Raw genomic sequence first — 18930 nt, forward strand, 5'->3', positions numbered from 1 at the left:
AATTAATACATATTTAAACAATTTATTTCGATTTTAGGTTGTATTTATTCATTTGAAGTGATATTATAATGAATAATAAATCAAATCGAACGAAAGACGGTGCATAATTATGAAAAAGAAAGTTGTTTTAGCATATTCTGGTGGATTAGATACTTCAGTTGCAGTTGCTTGGTTGATTAACAAGGGTTACGACGTAATTGCTTGTTGTATTAACGTAGGGGAAGGAAAAGACCTTAAGAAGGTAAAGGAAAAAGCCCTCAAGGTTGGCGCTTCCGAAGTTTACGTGATTGATGGCCTAGAAGAATTTGCTAATGATTACTTATCATACGCCCTCAAGGGGAACTTGATGTATGAAAATGCATACCCAGTTGTTTCAGCACTATCCAGACCATTAATTAGTAAGAAGCTGGTTGAAATTGCCCATAAGGAAGGCGCTTCCGCAGTTGCCCATGGTTGTACTGGAAAGGGAAATGATCAGGTTAGATTTGAAACGGCCGTTAATAACCTTGATCCAAACCTAGACGTATTAACCCCAGTGCGGGATTGGCACTGGTCAAGAGAAGAAGAAATTAACTACGCTAAGGAACACAATATTCCAATTCCAATTGACTTAGACTCACCATACTCAATTGATGCTAACATTTGGGGGCGGGCTAACGAATGTGGGGTTCTTGAAAACCCTTGGAACCCAGCTCCAGAGGATGCATTTGGAATTACCAACCCAATTGAAAAAACTCCTGATACTCCTGCCATTGTAGACATCGACTTTAAGCAGGGAATTCCAGTGGCGCTAGATGGCAAGCCAATGTCCTTTGAACACATTATCGAAGCCTTGAACAAGGTTGCTGGAGAACATGGAATTGGTAGAATTGACCACGTGGAAAACCGGTTAGTAGGAATTAAATCCAGAGAGGTTTATGAAACGCCAGCTGCGTTCGTGCTACTAAAGGCCCACAAGGAATTAGAAGACTTGACCCTTGAAAAAGACGTTGCCCACTTCAAGCCAACAATTGAAGAAAAGATGGCTAACATGGTCTACGATGCCCTTTGGTTCTCACCATTAATGGATGCATTGAAGAGTTTCATCGATAGCACCCAAAAGACAGTTAGTGGAACGATTAAGGTTAAACTATTTAAGGGGAACATCATTATCCTAGGACGGAAGTCAAACAACTCCCTCTACGATGATAACTTGGCTACCTACACTTCATCAGATTCATTTGACCAATTAGCTTCAGCTGGATTCATCAAGCTTTGGAGCCTACCAACTAAGGTTTACTCCCAAGTTCAAATCAAGAACAAGCAACACGCATTGATGGATAGCATTAACAAGCAAAATGCTAAGCAGGCTGAATACGTAACGGTTAAGAAAGAGGAAGATGAAGATGGCGAATAAGAAGTTATGGGGTGGTCGGTTTCAAACCCCGACTAGCAAGGAAGTTGACCAGTTTGGCGCATCGATTTACTTCGACCAGCTCATGGCTGACGAGGACATTACCTGTTCACTCGCGCACCTTCACATGCTAGCAAAGACCAAGATCATTGACCAAGTTGACGCTGATAAAATTGAAGCTGGATTGAATGATATTAAGGCTGACTTAGCAAAGGGAAACCTTCACTTTAGCTATGAAAACGAAGATATCCATATGAATATTGAATCGATCTTAACAGATCGGATTGGCCCCGTAGCCGGGAAGCTCCATACCGCTCGGTCCAGAAATGATCAGGTAGCAGTTGACTTTCACCTCTACGTAAAGCGGCGGTTACCACAGGTAATTGAACTATTGAAGGGCTTGCAGGCGACGTTGGTGACAATGGCGGAAGAAAATGTTGAAACCATTATGCCGGGGTACACCCACCTTCAACACGCCCAACCAATCTCATACGGGCACTACCTGATGGCTTACTACCAGATGTTCAAGCGGGACTGTGAACGGTTTGAATTTAACGAACATCACACTGATATGTCGCCACTAGGAGCGGCAGCACTTGCTGGAACCACGTTCCCCATCGATCGGGAAATGACCGCGAAGGAAATTGGTTTTGGGCAGGTGTACGCTAATTCATTGGATGCTGTTTCCGACCGGGATTTTGCACTTGAATTTCTGAGCAACGCCTCAATTTTGATGATGCACCTATCCAGATTCTGTGAAGAAATCAGTATGTGGGCTAGTTATGAATTTAACTACATTGAAATTAGTGATGCCTACACCACCGGGAGTTCAATCATGCCCCAGAAAAAGAATCCGGACATGGCAGAATTGATCCGGGGAAAGATTGGCCGGGTTTACGGTGATTTGATTGGTCTATTATCAACAATGAAGTCACTACCATTAGCTTATAACAAGGATTTACAAGAAGATAAAGAGGGCGTTTTTGATGCATTCAACACAATTATCCCATCTATTAAAATATTTACGCACATGCTTCAGGGTATTTCGGTAAAGAAGCAGAATATGTATGACGCAACCACGAATGATTTCTCTAACGCAACCGAATTGGCTGACTACTTAGCAACCAAGGGGATGCCATTCAGACAGGCCCATGGAATCGTTGGTCAAATTGTTTACGATTGCATTGTTAAGCATATTAACCTTCAAGATGTACCGCTCGATGACTTTAAGAAGTATTCAGAATTAATTGATTCTGATATTTACGAAGAATTAAAGCCAGAAACCGCTGTTAAAAGAAGAAATTCGTTTGGTGGAACCGGGTTCGAACAGGTTAAAAAGCAGATCCAAGCAGCTAAAGCTGAATTGGAAGCATAAAAAAAGTCATCCATTTGGATGACTTTTTTATTATTCACCTAACCAGTGATTAAAGGAATCGATGTTATCGCCAAGGTATTCAATCGCTTCAGCGGTAATCTTCTTCCCTTCTTCTTCGGCTTTGTCTGGTTCTAAATCGTATAAATTTCTGGCACAACCGGCAGCGATATCAGTGAACTTTAAGGTCCGACCAATTCCACCATCCTTGAATAATGCGTCTAAATTTTTTAAATCATACTTAGTAGCATTGTAAACAGTGCCAGCGATGTCTTTAGTTCCACTTGGAAGAATGTTAACCGCATAGGTTAATAAAAAGCTGTTCATATCAACAATTGCTTTTTTACGTTCTTCACGTTCGACTTTACTCTTCATTTCATAATCACCTCATGATGTTAATACTAAATGATTCCAGGCTAATCTGCAAGGCTAATGACGACTGGAACGTAAATTAGAATTGCCACTTAGTTTAATGTGGTTCCGTTTAAATTTGGCCCGACTGTTATTAGCTTCGAACTTAAAATGATGCATCCGGCCGTTAAATGGTTTGCCCATTAATTTCAGCCGTATCCACTGCTGCATCACCGTTTCCATTCCCTGAGCGGATTCCACCCGCTTGGGGTTATTTTCCTGCTTGGCGATTGGAATCACGTTAGTTGCAATTTGGGTAATTAACTTTTGATGGTATTCAAGCAGTGGTTGGGTCAACGGTTCATCCTTATAACTATTGAATAGCTTTTCAATGTAGCGCATCGCATCTTTAGCATCTTGTGGCTGGTAGTATCGATTCATGTGATCACTCCTTGATGTCCATTTTACAGCACCGTCTAGTTACTTCTCAACTGAAATAAAATCCATTTGATTACGAATTAATTGCAGGAGTTTTAAATGCAAAACATGTATAATTATAGTCTTATTAAGAATTATATTGCATATTTTTACACTTAGTGTTATGATATAAGCATAAATAAACAAGAGAGGTTTTGATTTTCATGAAGGGCAAAGTTGTAAAATTATTAATGGTTTTTATCATGACATTCAGTATCTTCACTGGATTCATGAATAAAAATACATACACTCAGGTAAATGCGAGTGCAAGTGATAGTTACCTATCCAACATTAAGAAAAAGGGGACTATCGTAATGGGGACCGCCCCTGACTACCCACCATATGAATTTACTAAGAATGAGGGGGGCCAAGCTAAGATCTTAGGGGCCGATATTGAATTAGCAAAGCAAATCGCTAAGAACATGGGCGTTAAACTTAAAATTAAGTCCATGAGTTTTGATTCACTATTGGTTGCCCTTCAGACTGGAAAGGTCGACATGGTAATTGCCGGGTTGACTAAGACTCCTGAAAGAGCCAAGAGCGTTGACTTTACGATTCCATACTATAATGGTGGCCAAAGCCTCCTGGTTAATTCCAATGATAATTCCATTAAGTCTTACAAGGACTTGAATAATCAATCAGTTGGGGTTCAAACTGGAAGTACTCAGTATAACTTGGTGAAACAACAGGTTAAGAACGCTTCATTAAAGGGAATGGAAAGTGTTAACGACTTAGTATTAGCCCTTAAGACCAATAAGGTGAAGGCAGTTGCCGTGGAAAGTGCGACCGGGGAAGCCTATGCATCGAACACGCCAGGAATCAAGGCCATTGATGCTAAATTTAATACTGCTAAGGCCCAAAACGTAGTGGCCTTTCATAAGGGTGCGACTTCATTAGTGAACGCCGCAAACAAGACGATTAAGGCTGCTAACGCTAGCCAAGAATTTGAAAAAAAGTTTATCCCAGAAGCATCCAAGCAAATGGGAACCAGCGCTAAGAAACAAAAGATTTCAGTATGGCAACAAATGTATAATTACAAGGATTACTTCATTAAAGGGACCGAATACACAATCTTGATTTCAATTATCGGGACCATTTTAGGGTTACTATTAGGAATTCTGCTTGCCCTAATGAGACTATCCAAGAATAAGTTATTCCATGCCATTGCGGTGGCATACATTGAATTCATCAGAGGGACTCCGCTAATGGTTCAAATCATGTTCGTCTACTTCGGTCTGGGAACCATCGTTAACGTTCCAGCACTGACTTCCGGGATTATTGCCGTGTTCATTAACTCCGGAGCCTACGTTGCTGAAATTATCAGAAGTGGGATTGAATCCATTGATGATGGGCAAAGTGAAGCCGCTAGATCACTTGGTTTCTCTAGCCACCAAACAATGCAGATCGTGGTGCTACCACAAGCCATTAAGAACATCTTACCAGCATTAGGAAATGAATTTGTTTCATTGATTAAGGAAAGTTCAATCGTCTCCATCATTGGGGTAACCGACTTAATTTACCAACTAAGAATTGTGCAAGCTGATACCTATCAAGGGGTTGTACCAATTTTCATCGTTATGGTAATTTACTTCATCCTTACGTTCGGAATTTCCAGATTGCTCGGGTTACTTGAGGGGAGATTGAAACATGAAGAATAGTGATATTTTAAAAGTTGAAAACGTTAAAAAAGAATTTAAAAATAACTTGGTGCTAAAGGGAATTGACGCGGAAGTTAAGCCTGGACAAGTGATTGCATTAATTGGGCCTTCCGGAGCTGGAAAGAGTACCTTTTTAAGATGCTTGAACATGCTTGGTAAGCCCACTTCAGGGGCGGTTTACTTTGATGGTCAGGACTTAATGAAGCTCAAGGATAAACAGCTAGATAGCCTCAGAACCAAGATGGGGATGGTGTTCCAAAGCTTTAACCTCTTTAATAACATGACCGTGTTAGATAATGTTAAAGTGGCCCCAATTAAAGTTAAGAAAATGGCTGATGCAAAGGCAACTGAGATTGCCCATCAGCTATTGAAGCAGGTTGGTTTGGATAATAAGGCTACGGTTTATCCTAGTAGCCTCTCCGGGGGGCAAGCTCAACGGGTTGCAATCGCGAGAGCGTTAGCAATGCATCCTGAAGTAATGCTCTTTGATGAACCAACTAGTGCGTTGGATCCTGAAAAGGTGGGGGAAGTATTATCAGTAATGCAAGACCTAGCTCAACAGGGGATGACAATGCTAGTGGTAACCCACGAAATGGACTTTGCTAAGAACGTGGCCAACCAGATTTGGTTTATGGATGATGGTCAAATTGTTGAAAAGAACGAACCAGAAGCGTTCTTTAACCACCCTAAGACTGATCGGGCCAAGGACTTTTTATCAAAGGTAATTTAAGACCAAAATAAAAATGGTAAGTAGCATTTGAGTGCTGCTTACCATTTTTGGGTTTAACATTTGTGCTTAGTGTCATCATTTTGCTGCCAGGTATTAGGATTCATCGGATCATTTTGTTCTCCTTGCATTTCCTCATGGTAAATTTTTTCCTTGGCGTTTAAGAATGCTAGTCGTTTTTGGGCGGTAATCAACTGCTGTTGTGCAATTGCCTGTTGAGCGGTAATTAATTGATACCGCTCTTGAATCGTTTGGTGGCCCTGTAGGCACAGGTCGACATAGTGCTTAACGGCCTTCACTGACATGCCGGTCTGACGCAGGTAGTGACAAGCAGTCAACCAATCTAATGCGTTTTGACTAAATTGCCGGTTATTATGCTGGTCACGTTGTAGACTTGGAACCAGACCCTGATCGGTGTAGTAGCGGACGGTGTGTTGGGACATGCCCAGCTTTTCAGCCGCCTCTTTAACTGAATATTTCATTTAATTTGCTCCTTTCGAGATAAAGGGATTGCCTTCGAGTCACTCGAATCCATTATCATTCATTATAACCTAATAAATGAAAAGAGGAATCATAATGGACTTATCAAATAAAGTAGTAGTAATCATGGGCGCATCATCTGGAATTGGAGCTGCAACTAGTCGGCAATTGGCCAAGGACAACGCAACGTTGATCATTGCAGCCAGAAGAATTGATCGGTTAACGGAAATTAAGAATGAATTTCCAAACCAAAACATTCATCCGTTCGAAGCGGATGTAACTAACTTTAATGAAGTTAAAAAGGTAATTGATTTTGCAGTGAGTGAATATGGCAGAATTGATGTTCTTTACAATAATGCTGGGATTATGCCAACGGCCCCCTTAGTTGAAGGCCGACGGAATGAATGGCAGAACATGTTAGACATTAATGTAATGGGCGTCTTGAATGGAATTGCAGCTGCCCTTCCTGAAATGGTAAAGGCTAAGTTCGGCCACATTATTACCACCGATTCAGTTGCTGGTCATGTGGTGGCTCCAGGAAGTGCAGTTTACTCCGGAACTAAGTACGCAGTTCGGGCAATTATGGACGGGCTCAGAATGGAACAGGCCGAAAATAACATTAAGACGACAATCATCTCACCAGGAAGTACCGGAACTGAACTATTTAATTCAATTAACGATGTTGACCAAAAGAAGTTTGCCGAAGACTTCTTTGAACAAATTGATGGGCTTCAACCTGAACAGGTTGCCTCCGCGGTTGAATTCGCAATCGGCACCAAGTCAAACATGTCAGTTAGTGAAGTTATCGTACGACCCACCCGTCAATCACTTTAATTTAAATCGATTGTTAATAAAAATGGATACCCCACGGCGGGATATCCATTTTTTAATTTAATGATGACTATTGTTGTGGAGCTGGTTTTCGAAAGTTAAATAGGACGTTTAAAATCACGGCTGATAAACTGGTAATTACAACCCCGTTATCTAAGATGATCTTAATTGAGTCTGGCAATGAATTTAGGATTTGAGGATAGAACGTAATCCCAAGTCCTAATCCAACTGAAACGGCGACGATCAAGAGGTTATCGTTATCTTCAAAGTCCACCTTTTGGAGGACCCGAATTCCTTGGACCCCAACTAAACCAAACATTGCGACCATTGCACCACCTAACACGTAGTTAGGCATGATGAGGACTAGCGCAGCGACCTTTGGAAGTAATCCCAAAAGTAGCAGGAAGAATGCGGAGTAGTAGATTGGCTTGCGACTCTTAATCCCGGAGATTTGAACGACCCCCACGTTTTCAGAGAAGGTGGAGTATGGGAAGGTATTAAAAATCCCCCCGAGGATGGCGGCTAATCCTTCAGCCCGGTAACCCCGTTTTAAATCATCACTACTGATTTTACGTTCAACAATGTCACCGAGGGCGAAGAAAACCCCGGTCGATTCAACCATCGTGGTCAACGCAACCAAACTAACGGTGACGATTGAAGACCATTCAAAGTGGGGGGCTCCGAAGTAAAATGGAATTGGTAGTCTGAACCAACTAGCTTCACCAATCGCACTGAGCGAAACTAAGCCCATTGCTCCGGCAATGGCAGTCCCGGCGAGCATTCCAATTAGCACTGAAATCGCCTTGAAGAAGCCCTTCGCAAAGGCATTTAAGAGGATGATAATTAAAAGAGTCACTAACCCGATTAAAAGGTGGGTCCCGTTCCCAAAACTAGCAGCGGTTGGATCACCACCACCGATGTCTTGAACCGCGACCGGAATCAATGAAAACCCAATTACGGTAATTAGCGAACCGGTAACTACTGGCGGAAAGAACTTCCGCAGTCTAGCGAACCAACCTGCAATCAGGAAGATAAAGATCCCAGCGCCAATAACGGAACCATACATGGCGCCAATCCCAAACTGACTCCCAATTGCCTTTAACGGTGCGATATATTGCACGGCACATCCTAATACGACTGGTAATGCAATCCCAGTCAACGGGGTCCGTTTTAACTGGAGCAACGTAGCAATCCCACACATGAAAATATCAGTGGAAATTAAGTACGTCATGTCGGTAGCGCTAAAGTGAAGCGCCGTCCCGATCAAGAGCGGCACGATAACGTCTCCAGAATACATCGTTAGCAGGTGTTGAAACCCTAGTAACGCATTTTTGAATTTATTAGATTCAGAACGAATCTCTTGCACATTAATCATCCTTCCAAGTGTCTGGAAATAATGGCCAATTCGGTGGCATGCAAAAGGCCCGCTTTGAAAAGAATAAAGCAGGCCTGGTTTTTGCTATAGTCCACACTTTACGGGTGTGGGTAGAAACTAACCAACCTTATTTTGGTATTATATAGGCACGTTTATTAATATAGATTACTCTAGCATTTTTTTTGTTAAAAAACAATGAAGATTTTTAGAATAACGTTTATAATTGTTAATATTGGTGTTACAAACTAACGGTGATTTAGGAGGAATTGAATTGAAGACGATTTTAGCAATTCATACCGGTGGGACAATCTCAATGTCTGCTGATGAAAACGGGGAAGTTATCCCCAATCAAGAAAACCCAATTGCCAGCCACGATGTGACCCTGGATGGTCAAGTGAAGTTAATTAATGATCCAATGTTTAATTTACCATCTCCCCATGTAACCCCTGAAGTCATGCTACAGTTGCGCGACCGCGTCTTAAAAGCTGAAAAAGACGGCATTGACGGGGTGGTAATTACCCATGGAACTGATACGCTGGAAGAAACCGCGTACTTTTTAGATTTAACGCTCCCGAACCGCTTGCCAGTGGTATTAACGGGGGCAATGCGTTCTTCAAATGAAATCGGTTCAGATGGACTCTATAACCTCCAAAGTTCGGTCGCAGTTGCAGCTTCTGATGATGCGATTGGCAAGGGAGTATTGGTCGTAATGAACGATGAAATTCATACCGCCCGTTATGTTACTAAGACTCACACGACGAATTTGGCGACTTTCAAGACCCCCACATTTGGTCCACTGGGAATTATTAGTAAGCATCAGCCATACTTCTTCCAGGAATTAATCAAAAGTGAAGCTTTTAATATTGACCACGTTGAACCAGGGGTCTTTTTATTAAAGGCGTTTGCTGGAATGGATGGGACGTTATTTGATGCGTTAAATAATGGAGCTACCAAGGGCTTAGTGGTGGAAGGATTAGGTTCTGGCAACTTACCACCCGCAACGCTCCCAGCGCTCAAGCGAATTTTAGACCGTGATATTCCGGTTATTTTAGTGTCGCGTTGTTATAACGGAATGGCACAGGATATTTACGATTATCAAGGTGGTGGAATTGAACTAGAGCAAATGGGCGTAAGCCTCTGCCGGGGATTGAATGGGCCTAAGGCGCGCATTAAGTTGATCGTTGGAATTAGTAACGGACTTAAGGGGTCCCGCCTAGCTCAGTACATGAGTACTGCAATCTCTTAAGATAATGGAGGGATTGAATGGGAATTGTTTTAAGTAATTTAAAGGCTGCATATAATAAAAACGCAATTGTAAACGTTTATCGTTTAGATGAGATCTTTTTTACGGGATATGTATACCTACTAGATGAAGATAGTGAAGAATTAGTCATGCGGACCTATGATGAATGGGGAATGCCTGATGGGATGGTCTACCTAGATCTATCAATGGTCTATGATGTTGAAGTGGATAATAGTGCTGATCTCCGCCACATGAAACGGCGAATTCAGCTAGCTAAGGACTACCACTTTAAAGAAATTGCGGAAAATAAGTTAATGCCATTGGATAAGTTAGCCAGTCTCCGGTTAGAAATTCTAGGTCGCTCATACGTGGATGGCCAAATTGTGATGATCACAATCGATAACCCAGAGGGAATCGATAATACTTATAAGGGTTTAATTGATAGTGTGGATGCTGAAAAGGTCGAAATTACGGTCGTTAATAAGACTAACTTTAGCGATCACACTAAGCATACGTTAGACCTATCCGCAATTATGACGATTGAATTTTTGGGGAAGGAGCTCACGATGTTGACCAAGAATAAGGAGTTGTTGTTCGGCCCTTCGATTGAGACGGTTGAAGTTCATGGCGATGCGCCCCAAATTCCAACTATTTTTGAACACTCCCGGGCTAAACACCAACTGTTCGAAATTGAATCGGCTGCTGATAATGGTTACTATTACATTGGTTACGTGGTAAATTACAACGAAGAGTTCGTAATCTTTAATCTGGTAACCATGAGTGGGCAGTTCGGTGGGTACGTGTTACTACGGACATCGATGGTGACCCACATATACACGGATTCAGACTACCTTCGGTTAATTAATCAGTTTACCAGTGAAAACAAGGCGGCGGATACGTTCCTTGAGCCAGTTTTAAACGATGAACGGGTATTCGATATGAAATCCGATCCGTTGGCTACGCTCCTGGAACAGGCAATTAATCTGAACCGCTTGGTGCGAGTTGCTGCACCTAAGTCGATGGGGCTGTTAGGCTATCCGCTAGACATTACCCCGATTACCAAGCAGGTGCACTTCCAAGAAGTTGATGATACTAGGGAGGGCCTTGAGAAGCCGGTCGCAATGCCGCTTAGTCAAATTGGTGAATTAGCATTTGACTACCTCGAGGCATTTTTAACTGATGACGGTTTAAAAAATCAACGTGAAATATAAAAAAAGACTAGCCCTGCGGCTAGTCTTTTTAATTTAGAAGTTATTTTGGTTGTTTTCAATGAAGTTTTCAATTAATTCTTTTTCTTCGTTAGTGGGTTGCTTTTCCATTGATTTGATATCATGAAGTCTTTCAACACTAATGTGTAGGTTGAAAGCTAATTGAGTATCAGGCCATGCAGTCCGCTTTTGGAAATCAATAATTTCCTTTGAAATAGTACTAATTCCGTTAGTCATAGTAAGCCTCCTGAGATGATTTATTAATCTAATTCCATTATAACAAATAATTAACTAAAAGGTTCAAGGATTGGTTTAAAAAACAAAGATGGGCACTTGAACCAGGATTAACCAAAAGGCAAAGATGGCAAAATCACTCCAACGGATGGTGGTTTTTTCAACATGGGTTCTGGGTGCATCTTCAACGAACCCATGGGAAATCATTGCTTGAGAGAGGTCACTAGACCAGTTAATCGCCGCTAGAATCGCCTTAAAATAAAGTTTTGGGGACCACAGTTGCATGGTAACCCCCCGCATTAAACTGGCGTGGCGAATCGTTTGGACTTCTGTGATGATCCTAGGGACCAGGTTAAACGCGGTTAACACCCCGTAGGCAAACTTGGACGGTAGCCGAAAGTTTTGTTCGAGTGTAAACGCAAGGTCCTTGATGTTGGTTGTCATCGTAAAGGTTGCCCCTAGCCAAACGTAGGCGAACAACCGGGTGAATAGGACCCAGCCAATGATTGGCCCCTGGATTCCATAAAATAGCTGTGAGACTAGCAGCCCAGTAGCGGGGATGATGGGATAAATAATCAGGTATAGGAGTGATTTGATGCTAACCCGCTTAATGAGCAGATAGCAGCAGCTAACGGCTAAGATGCACAGGTTTAACGGGACGCTTTGGATAAAGGAAATTTCCACTCCAATTACGATGACCATGAATAATTTAATTGCAGCGTTCATAGTAATTGCTCCTTATAAGCTAATTGGCGATTTTTGAATTGAATGTGGTAGTCAAATAGGGTTTCTAACCCACTGAGTTGGTGGCTAATGATGATGATGGTTTGTCCAAATTTCTGGCTAGCAGTCCGAAGCATTTCAACTACCGTCGCTAACGAATTAATGTCCAATCCCTTAAAGGGTTCATCCATTAATAAAATATCAGTCCCCATGATTAACATTTCAATGATTTGGAGCTTTTTCTTTTGCCCCTCACTTAAGGTGTAGACAACCTGCTTTTCCCGTCCATCAATTTGAAGGGCCTTTAGCATTGCATTAATTTCATCCTTAGAATAGTGATTGTGAACGGCATTTTGCATCGAAAGGGCCAGTTCTTCTTCTACGGTGATATTAACAAATTGCATTTCGGCATCTTGAAACACCAGTGCGACGTGGGACAGGTACTTTTTCTTCTTGATTTTTTGAATGTCTTTTTGCTGATAGGTAATCACTCCCTGGTATTTGAACAGGCGGGTGAGGGCCTTGAACAGCGTTGATTTACCGATCCCATTCTCACCAGTGATCAGGGTTACCTTGTTGTTCAAGAACTTAAATTGGTTCGCGGTTAACAGCGTTGTGTCATTTTGCTTAAGTTCACAGTGGTCTAACACTAAGTCAGCAGCGTCACCTGCGTTTGGTAGGGGGAAGCTAACGGCCTTAAGTTCGGCGTTATCAAACGGAACTAACAATGCAGCCACTTCCTTAGGGGTTAACTGTTTGATTTGATATTGTCCCGGGGCCAGGTAGAAAAACGTATCCACCACTTTTTCATAACCAGAAAGATCATGGTCAACTAAGATGATGGTCTTTTGCTTTTGATCTCGCAACCTGGTCAATTGGTGGAGCAAATCGGCTCTGGATTGGCGGTCAAGACTGGCGAATGGTTCGTCCAAGAGGATAATGTCAGAATCCATTGCGATGATGATCGCCAGGGCGACCTTTTGCTTTTCGCCACCGGAAAGGGCGGCTAGGTCACGGTGTTTTAACTTGGTAATGTTAACGAACTTTAACGCATCGTCAATTCGTTCTGGAATGATGGCCGGGTCTAGTTGGCGATTTTCCAAAGCAAATTGGATTTCGTCATAGACGTTGGTCATGGTGAACTGTTGGTTGGGATTTTGGAACATCATTGAGATTAGTCCACTGAAGTCAGTGGCGGGAATCTGCTTAATGTTTTGGTTCCCAATTGTGATTGCGCCGGTATAATCGCCGTTAGCAAACTCCGGGTACAATCCAGCAATTGACTTTAGCAGCGTTGATTTACCGGTTCCAGATGGGCCGGCAATGATGCTGATCTTACCGTCCGGAAACGTGAGGTTAACGTCTTTTAAGACCGGCTGATCACGGTGCTGGTAGGTAAATGTAAAATGACTAACGGAAACGGTGGTCATAGTAATTCCTCCTGATAATTTACAAATAAAGCACTTACAAGCATGGCTTTATAAGTGCTTTGAATTATTTTTAATTGTAGCTTAGTTACTAGCGATTATGCAATTGCCCGACTGCGCTTAAGTAACTTGTTGATGGCCATTGGAATTGGGTCACTGAAGATCCAAACGGAAATGAAACGAACAATGAACAAGAAGATTAGTAAACCAGCTCCGTATGAACTGTAACCGTTTTTGAACCAGTCCCAAGTGAATGTGATTAGGGTGGTGAAGATGGCCCCCATTAGTAGTTGGAAGTGACCGTATTTCTTGTATCCGGTTACTGCGAAACCAAGTTCTGCTCCGGCCCCTTGAATTAAACCGGAAACAACGTTCATGACTCCCCATTGGTCACCGAGAAACATTTCAACGACGGCCCCAGCAACTTCTGAAAAAATGGCAACCCCGGGCATCTTGAAAATTGCTCCAGCGAGGGGTCCAGCAACGATCCATAGCCCGAGTGAAATGTCATTGGCAGCTGGTGCTAACCCAATTGGGGTTAGAATTAACGTAAGGGCGTTGTAGATAAAACTGGTCAACCAGAAAATAACTCCACAGACAATTGCAATTAAAGCAATTAAAATAATGTTTCTAAGACTCCATCTTTTGGACATGGAAAATCCTTCCCTTCGAATAAATTAGACTAGTTATTGATTAACTAAATAGCACGGAAAAAGGGGACCCCAAAAATTGGGATCCCCTTCGGATATGTACACCATTGATAAAGCACGTCAGTTTCCCTCCACCAGTGCTAACTGGATCAGGTTCAATGGGTATTATCTCAGCCTTGCGGCACCCCAAACATTAACTATTTAATTAACTTGATTAGTTTAACGTAATCTAAAATTAATTGCAAGTTCAAATATTACAAATCTAAAGCTTAAGTAACACTTATTTTACATTTTCATTGAATCAATTGTTAATAAATTGATAAGGTGTTAAATTATTATTTAAAGGAATTATTGTGACAAAGAAGGGTTGATAAAATGAGGTTCAAAAAGAAATTCAGAAAGCTTGCAATTGTTTTAACTGCTGTTGTTGGAATTACATCAGCATCGACAATTAGTCCAATGTTTGATGTCCTTTCAACAAAAACAGTTAATGTAAGTGCCGCTTATAACTACAATTATAATTATGATGATGGTGCTTCTGGAATTACCACGAATAACATTGTTCCTGGTAACTATAAGATGAAGAACGCAGCGGCTGCGATTGCGATTGACGCTAATAACGGCCAGATAATCTACGCTAAAAACATCAATCAAAAAATGAAGGTGGCATCGACTGCCAAGTTAATGACACTCTACCTAGTAGTTAGAAAAGCCCAGGAAACAAACGGTTGGAACCAGGTAGTGGATACTTCTAATGCTGGATTGCGTTCAATGAGTTACAATAATAACATTGGTGGGGGCTTTAAGTTTATTGCCGGGCATAAGTACACGGTTAGACAGCTTTATCAAGCAGCGTTAATTCAGTCATCTAATAATGCTGCAATTGCGTTAGGCCAATGGGTAGCTGGTTCAAACGGTAAATTCATTGACATGATGAATAAACAGGCAAAGGCATGGGGAATTTCCGCAACCTTTAATTCACCTTCCGGACTGGAAAATAACGATTTAGTTAGCTACGGTTACAAGTATTCCGGGGGTGCAACTGCTGGAAATATGGTAAGCGCAAAGGCGTTAGCTGTGATTGCCCAACACATGTTGACCTACTACCCCCAAGTTGTCAACGACGCTAAAAAGCGGACTGCTAAGGTGGATGGGCAAAACCTCTATAACTACAATAATTTATTGAAGGGGCGGGCATTTTACGATGCTAGCCTGCGCGTAGACGGTTTAAAGACCGGTTACACTCCAGCAGCTGGACTCTGCTTTGTTGGAACTGGCCAATTGGTTGGCAAGCACCGGTTGATTACGGTTACCATTAACGATCCATACGAATTCAGTGATCAACGGGATCTGATGAGATACATCTATAAGAATTCATCGGTGTTTAACCAGTAATTTAAAAATGATATAATAGCTAATATTAAAGGAAACTCACGATTTAATCGTGAGTTTTTTATTTTCGGGAGGAATTTGCATGACTAAGCTAATTATGGCGAACTTAAACCAAGGTTTTTTAGCTGACGACGGCCGCGTTGATAACGCACGATTAACTAACCAGGCCGCTGCATTAGCAAAGCAGGATACCCAATTAGGGTTTATGACCGAATTACCATATGCTAAGTTGATTCAAATCTTTAGGGGTGGGCCAACTTCGCTGAATCTAATCTGTGAGGGTGGTGCTGAAACAGTCATCAATCGGGTTGTCCGTGATGAAACGGCGATTGACTATGATATTTGGAATGCGGCCCTAAAGTGGCTTCAGGGTGAGCGTGACTTTAACACGGCCTACATCGTGTTATCAGGGAAAATGAATGCTTATACCGATGCTAGCGAAGACAGTGATGCCTTCAAGGCTTTTCAAGCAAGTTACCCCTCGCTTTATAAAATGCACTCGCTGTCATTAGTATCCGATTTAGTTTATCAAATTCGGCTTCATTTTGATTCGACGGACTTACAAAATCGGGTCCAAACGTTTAACAGTAACTTTAATGGTAAGTTAGTGGCCCATGCGAGTGGGCCTGATATCTGGATTACGGCGTTTGATGCTTCATACCAAACCGCGATTAATAACCTAACTGATGATTTAGATACGCCACTAGATTCCGTAACTGTAATTAATGCACCTGCGGAAGATGACCCGATTGCTAGTGTGATGGGCACTCCGGATGATCAAGATGGCTACGCAGCCATTGATAAAATCATTGCAGACGACTAGAATTTGTTATCTCCCTACTAACCAGGTACAATAGTACGGTGGTCAGTAATATTATTTTAAAGGAGTTTGCATATGATATCAGCCTGGAATCTGATTGGCCTTTCTGTGTGGGCAATCATCGGGGGTTATTTAATCTACCTGATTTTTGCAATCAGAAACCGTAAACGACAGGCAATGCGTCAACAGGATAACAAATTAGCAAAACAGAATTTAATAATCTCAATATTTCAGGGACTTGGATTAGCGGTTGCCATCATTCTAATGGTAACGGTTACCCTGCTTAACGATAAGTCTACAAGTAACGTTTCGGTAGTCAGGAGCTATCGACCAATTGCTTTGGATACAAACGGACGCAAGTCATACTATGTTAACGTCTATAATGATAAGCGCCAACCGACTAGGCAGTACTATACCTACTTGACTAGGGGGAAGCACTACCGAATTGCGAGTGGCAGTTCAATGATTATAAGTAGTGGCGTCAACGTTTCGTTGCCAATTGCTACTTATCATTCGGATGTTAATCGAATGAAACAGTTAGATCATAAATATCAAAAAGCGTGGGTTGAAACAATCTCAGCTAAGTATAAGCCTTCTGTTCTTAATGGATTAGGATTAAAAGTGGGACGGCAAGCTAGTTACTACGTGTTAATTAGGGTTCCTAACCAGTCGTTTATTTACTACCATTAAGGGATTAAAAAACAGTGCCGAATTTCGGCACTGTTTTTTTACATTAATTCATCTGATTGCTCGGATAGTTTTAAAATTTGGTGACTGATTTGTTCAGCGGTATGGTGGTTATCATCGTCCCCATTCATTGGAAAGACGGTCGTTAACCAGCGAATTCCTTCTGTTAACGTACCGAAAACGAATAGACCAGGAGTTATCTGGTTGGCCCCCGAAATGGCTTGATCAGTATCAGGGTCAATATTAATGGCGTTGATTGGTACCGATTTATCATTAGCATCCTTAAAAGCAGCCGGCTCAATAATGTGATTTTTGAGCATCCCGTTAATTAATTCACTCTTGGTAGTGGCGAAGTTTAGTCGTGGAATGCGCGCTTCAATTAGGGCGTCGGCAACTACCGGTTCCTTTGGATAATACTTTGAAAGGGCGACGAAGTGCTTGTTTGCACCAATTACGTTCATCCCGGGGCCCAAGATGGTAACGATTCCAGTGTTCATGAGGGCAATAAGCTGTCTGAACCGTAGGGCTGGAGCTCCATTCGACAGTAATTGACTATTGGATTTAAAGGTGGTCAAGAACTGGCTTAGATAGTCAGATTCTGCGAAGTCATCCTCTTCAATCGTTTCACGAAGCGTTTTCCGCACTTCCTTATAGACGGTCAATGCAGATGATAGTGGTCCCACCCCTAGGCCAGCTTCAGCGTCGGCAGCGGTAGCACGTAACCAGTTGATCAACGTCTGCTGATAATCAGCAGTGGTGGTAATTGGCGTTCCTGCAACCGGATTCAATAGAAATTCCCACCGTAGAATGTCAGCAGGTTTGAACGGTCCCGCTTGAATGGCTGCCTCCGGATTTGAAACGAATTGGTTTGTAAATTCAGTAATGTCGACCGTTGGGTAACTGCGCTTTAAAGTTAATTGGTAGTACACTAGCTCAATTTCATGGCGCATTAACCGGCTAAACGTGGCAACTGGTAACTTTCCATTGATCTTCGCCTGATTAATTTTAGCCCTTGTAACAAAGTGGGCGGTAAATTGATAGTCATCGTTATTACCAACCACGGCCTTTGGATAATAGGTGACTCCCCGTCTCGAACCAGCGTAGATGTGCGGTTCATTTCCGGAAGGATGGTAGGTGAGACTGCCGTCTGGATTCGAACTAAACTTACCACCGCGGTCAATTGTGAGTTTAACTAGCTCATCAAAGAAACTCATCCCAAGTCCCCGAATGATAACGGTTTGTTCTTCACTGATTGAGTTACTTTTTACATCTCCAGGGTAAGCAGGCGCCTGGTAATAAAGTCCGTTTTGCTCAGCATAATCGGCTAATGACTGTTCGGTTTGCGTCAGTTGATTAACGCTAGTGTTAATCGTCATTACGATTTGATCAACCGGGATGGTTCCATTATTTGAAGTGATTTTCCACCCCGGCTTGGTAGCGGTAACTTTTTTAACCGCCACTTGGTGGTATTCAACGGTTACGTTAGCGGGAAGGGTCTCCCTTATTTGTTGATAGAACCACTGGGCATAAACCCCTAGTAACACTCGTGGTGAGTAGCTATTGGGGGTTAGTGCCTTAGCAAGCTCAATGAACTTTGCTGGATAGTGGTGTGTTTTGATAAAATCTGGAGCCTGTGTCTGAGACCACTGGTAGAGATTCAAGTCCGCCAGTTTAGTTCCGGCGGTTAATGAAAGATCTACCGCGATTGTGTTCATGATTAAATTGGTGGATTGATCAGTTCGCCATACCTGACCGCCAGGTAAAAACGGATCAAATAAGTGAATTGATAATGAATCTTGATTGCTTTGATTAAAGTTATGAACTAGATGGGAGAGGGTGATCAACCCCCGTGGTCCACCACCAATAATTCCAACTTTCATAA

General features: G+C 42.1%; 19 protein-coding genes and 2 riboswitches. Of the genes, 10 read left to right on the plus strand and 9 right to left on the minus strand.

All coding sequences use genetic code 11. The annotated features are described in order from the left end of the window. Positions 1-109: 109 nt before the first annotated feature. Together HZL42_RS02465 and argH are read left to right on the plus strand one after the other, a co-directional pair. A complete protein-coding gene (locus HZL42_RS02465; RefSeq protein ID WP_255552541.1) occupies positions 110-1396 on the plus strand; it encodes an argininosuccinate synthase in 1287 nt (428 codons plus the stop codon). Continuing rightward, complete coding sequence (gene argH, locus HZL42_RS02470) at positions 1386-2768, plus strand: argininosuccinate lyase (RefSeq protein WP_219054124.1); 1383 nt, start codon at positions 1386-1388, stop codon at positions 2766-2768. The genes HZL42_RS02465 and argH overlap by 11 nt, the downstream gene beginning before the upstream one ends. Positions 2769-2798: 30 nt before the next feature. On the opposite strand, the gene HZL42_RS02475 is transcribed toward argH, so the two are convergent. Both HZL42_RS02475 and HZL42_RS02480 read right to left on the minus strand, forming a co-directional pair. Then, entirely contained in the window at positions 2799-3140 is a 342-nt protein-coding gene (locus tag HZL42_RS02475; RefSeq protein ID WP_219054125.1) for a hypothetical protein, read from the minus strand. 54 nt (positions 3141-3194) lie between these two features. Then, a complete protein-coding gene (locus HZL42_RS02480) occupies positions 3195-3557 on the minus strand; it encodes a hypothetical protein (protein WP_219054126.1) in 363 nt (120 codons plus the stop codon). A gap of 200 nt (positions 3558-3757) precedes the next feature. Here HZL42_RS02480 and HZL42_RS02485 point away from each other — a divergent pair, with 200 nt between their 5' ends. Beyond that, positions 3758-5251: an ABC transporter substrate-binding protein/permease gene (locus tag HZL42_RS02485; RefSeq protein ID WP_219054127.1), complete on the plus strand. Its 1494-nt coding sequence runs from the start codon at positions 3758-3760 to the stop codon at positions 5249-5251. After that, positions 5241-5981, plus strand: a complete 741-nt coding sequence (locus tag HZL42_RS02490; RefSeq protein ID WP_255552542.1) for an amino acid ABC transporter ATP-binding protein — start codon at positions 5241-5243, stop codon at positions 5979-5981. The genes HZL42_RS02485 and HZL42_RS02490 overlap by 11 nt, the downstream gene beginning before the upstream one ends. 53 nt (positions 5982-6034) lie before the next feature. Here the strand turns inward: HZL42_RS02490 and HZL42_RS02495 are convergent, their stop codons facing one another. Beyond that, entirely contained in the window at positions 6035-6460 is a 426-nt protein-coding gene (locus HZL42_RS02495; protein WP_219054128.1) for a MerR family transcriptional regulator, read from the minus strand. Positions 6461-6551: 91 nt separating this feature from the next. Here HZL42_RS02495 and HZL42_RS02500 point away from each other — a divergent pair, with 91 nt between their 5' ends. After that, positions 6552-7292 (plus strand): SDR family oxidoreductase, encoded by a 741-nt coding sequence (locus HZL42_RS02500; protein WP_219282842.1) that lies wholly within the window; start codon positions 6552-6554, stop codon positions 7290-7292. A 67-nt stretch (positions 7293-7359) separates the two neighbouring features. Here the strand turns inward: HZL42_RS02500 and HZL42_RS02505 are convergent, their stop codons facing one another. Continuing rightward, positions 7360-8664, minus strand: coding sequence for a nucleobase:cation symporter-2 family protein (locus tag HZL42_RS02505; RefSeq protein ID WP_219054129.1), 1305 nt, complete (start codon positions 8662-8664; stop codon positions 7360-7362). Between the two features lie 67 nt (positions 8665-8731). Beyond that, positions 8732-8830: riboswitch (purine riboswitch) on the minus strand. A 105-nt stretch (positions 8831-8935) separates the two neighbouring features. On the opposite strand from HZL42_RS02505, the gene HZL42_RS02510 reads away from it, so the two are divergent. Both HZL42_RS02510 and HZL42_RS02515 read left to right on the plus strand, forming a co-directional pair. Then, complete coding sequence (locus HZL42_RS02510) at positions 8936-9910, plus strand: asparaginase (protein WP_219054130.1); 975 nt, start codon at positions 8936-8938, stop codon at positions 9908-9910. A 17-nt stretch (positions 9911-9927) separates the two neighbouring features. Then, positions 9928-11118, plus strand: a complete 1191-nt coding sequence (locus HZL42_RS02515; RefSeq protein WP_219054131.1) for a hypothetical protein — start codon at positions 9928-9930, stop codon at positions 11116-11118. 33 nt (positions 11119-11151) lie between these two features. Here HZL42_RS02515 and HZL42_RS02520 read toward each other — a convergent pair whose 3' ends face one another. From HZL42_RS02520 to HZL42_RS02535, 4 genes are all read right to left on the minus strand, one after another. Beyond that, on the minus strand, positions 11152-11352 hold the full coding sequence (locus HZL42_RS02520; RefSeq protein ID WP_219054132.1) for an LBP_cg2779 family protein: 201 nt from the start codon (positions 11350-11352) through the stop codon (positions 11152-11154). 75 nt (positions 11353-11427) lie between these two features. Beyond that, positions 11428-12075 carry an energy-coupling factor transporter transmembrane protein EcfT gene (locus HZL42_RS02525; protein ID WP_219054133.1) on the minus strand — a complete coding sequence of 216 codons (648 nt, stop codon included), beginning with the start codon at positions 12073-12075 and terminating at the stop codon, positions 11428-11430. Beyond that, positions 12072-13502, minus strand: a complete 1431-nt coding sequence (locus HZL42_RS02530; RefSeq protein WP_219054134.1) for an ABC transporter ATP-binding protein — start codon at positions 13500-13502, stop codon at positions 12072-12074. Before HZL42_RS02530 ends, HZL42_RS02525 begins: the two co-directional genes overlap by 4 nt. 95 nt (positions 13503-13597) lie before the next feature. After that, on the minus strand, positions 13598-14152 hold the full coding sequence (locus HZL42_RS02535; protein ID WP_219054135.1) for an ECF transporter S component: 555 nt from the start codon (positions 14150-14152) through the stop codon (positions 13598-13600). Between the two features lie 106 nt (positions 14153-14258). Further along, positions 14259-14348: riboswitch (TPP riboswitch) on the minus strand. 176 nt (positions 14349-14524) lie between these two features. On the opposite strand from HZL42_RS02535, the gene HZL42_RS02540 reads away from it, so the two are divergent. The 3 genes from HZL42_RS02540 to HZL42_RS02550 all read left to right on the plus strand — a co-directional run bounded on the left by HZL42_RS02540 (position 14525) and on the right by HZL42_RS02550 (position 17051). Next, positions 14525-15544, plus strand: coding sequence for a D-alanyl-D-alanine carboxypeptidase family protein (locus tag HZL42_RS02540; RefSeq protein WP_219054136.1), 1020 nt, complete (start codon positions 14525-14527; stop codon positions 15542-15544). 79 nt (positions 15545-15623) lie between these two features. Then, positions 15624-16364, plus strand: coding sequence for an HAD hydrolase family protein (locus HZL42_RS02545; protein WP_219054137.1), 741 nt, complete (start codon positions 15624-15626; stop codon positions 16362-16364). A 72-nt stretch (positions 16365-16436) separates the two neighbouring features. Next, on the plus strand, positions 16437-17051 hold the full coding sequence (locus HZL42_RS02550) for an LVIS_2131 family protein (RefSeq protein WP_219054138.1): 615 nt from the start codon (positions 16437-16439) through the stop codon (positions 17049-17051). A gap of 38 nt (positions 17052-17089) precedes the next feature. Here HZL42_RS02550 and HZL42_RS02555 read toward each other — a convergent pair whose 3' ends face one another. Continuing rightward, positions 17090-18928 carry an FAD/NAD(P)-binding protein gene (locus HZL42_RS02555; protein ID WP_219054139.1) on the minus strand — a complete coding sequence of 613 codons (1839 nt, stop codon included), beginning with the start codon at positions 18926-18928 and terminating at the stop codon, positions 17090-17092. Positions 18929-18930 lie beyond the last annotated feature (2 nt).

The sequence above is a fragment of the Lactobacillus sp. Sy-1 genome (assembly GCF_019303535.1).
GTDB lineage: Bacteria > Bacillota > Bacilli > Lactobacillales > Lactobacillaceae > Nicoliella.

What these genes read in the sequence shown, in the direction of transcription:
- HZL42_RS02465 (WP_255552541.1), top strand. Translation starts at nt 110, where the DNA reads ATGAAAAAGAAAGTTGTTTTAGCATATTCTGGTGGATTAGATACTTCA.
- argH (WP_219054124.1), top strand. Translation starts at nt 1,386, where the DNA reads ATGGCGAATAAGAAGTTATGGGGTGGTCGGTTTCAAACCCCGACTAGC.
- HZL42_RS02475 (WP_219054125.1), bottom strand. Translation starts at nt 3,140, where the DNA reads ATGAAGAGTAAAGTCGAACGTGAAGAACGTAAAAAAGCAATTGTTGAT.
- HZL42_RS02480 (WP_219054126.1), bottom strand. Translation starts at nt 3,557, where the DNA reads ATGAATCGATACTACCAGCCACAAGATGCTAAAGATGCGATGCGCTAC.
- HZL42_RS02485 (WP_219054127.1), top strand. Translation starts at nt 3,758, where the DNA reads ATGAAGGGCAAAGTTGTAAAATTATTAATGGTTTTTATCATGACATTC.
- HZL42_RS02490 (WP_255552542.1), top strand. Translation starts at nt 5,241, where the DNA reads ATGAAGAATAGTGATATTTTAAAAGTTGAAAACGTTAAAAAAGAATTT.
- HZL42_RS02495 (WP_219054128.1), bottom strand. Translation starts at nt 6,460, where the DNA reads ATGAAATATTCAGTTAAAGAGGCGGCTGAAAAGCTGGGCATGTCCCAA.
- HZL42_RS02505 (WP_219054129.1), bottom strand. Translation starts at nt 8,664, where the DNA reads ATGATTAATGTGCAAGAGATTCGTTCTGAATCTAATAAATTCAAAAAT.
- HZL42_RS02515 (WP_219054131.1), top strand. Translation starts at nt 9,928, where the DNA reads ATGGGAATTGTTTTAAGTAATTTAAAGGCTGCATATAATAAAAACGCA.
- HZL42_RS02520 (WP_219054132.1), bottom strand. Translation starts at nt 11,352, where the DNA reads ATGACTAACGGAATTAGTACTATTTCAAAGGAAATTATTGATTTCCAA.
- HZL42_RS02525 (WP_219054133.1), bottom strand. Translation starts at nt 12,075, where the DNA reads ATGAACGCTGCAATTAAATTATTCATGGTCATCGTAATTGGAGTGGAA.
- HZL42_RS02530 (WP_219054134.1), bottom strand. Translation starts at nt 13,502, where the DNA reads ATGACCACCGTTTCCGTTAGTCATTTTACATTTACCTACCAGCACCGT.
- HZL42_RS02535 (WP_219054135.1), bottom strand. Translation starts at nt 14,152, where the DNA reads ATGTCCAAAAGATGGAGTCTTAGAAACATTATTTTAATTGCTTTAATT.
- HZL42_RS02540 (WP_219054136.1), top strand. Translation starts at nt 14,525, where the DNA reads ATGAGGTTCAAAAAGAAATTCAGAAAGCTTGCAATTGTTTTAACTGCT.
- HZL42_RS02545 (WP_219054137.1), top strand. Translation starts at nt 15,624, where the DNA reads ATGACTAAGCTAATTATGGCGAACTTAAACCAAGGTTTTTTAGCTGAC.
- HZL42_RS02550 (WP_219054138.1), top strand. Translation starts at nt 16,437, where the DNA reads ATGATATCAGCCTGGAATCTGATTGGCCTTTCTGTGTGGGCAATCATC.
- HZL42_RS02555 (WP_219054139.1), bottom strand. Translation starts at nt 18,928, where the DNA reads ATGAAAGTTGGAATTATTGGTGGTGGACCACGGGGGTTGATCACCCTC.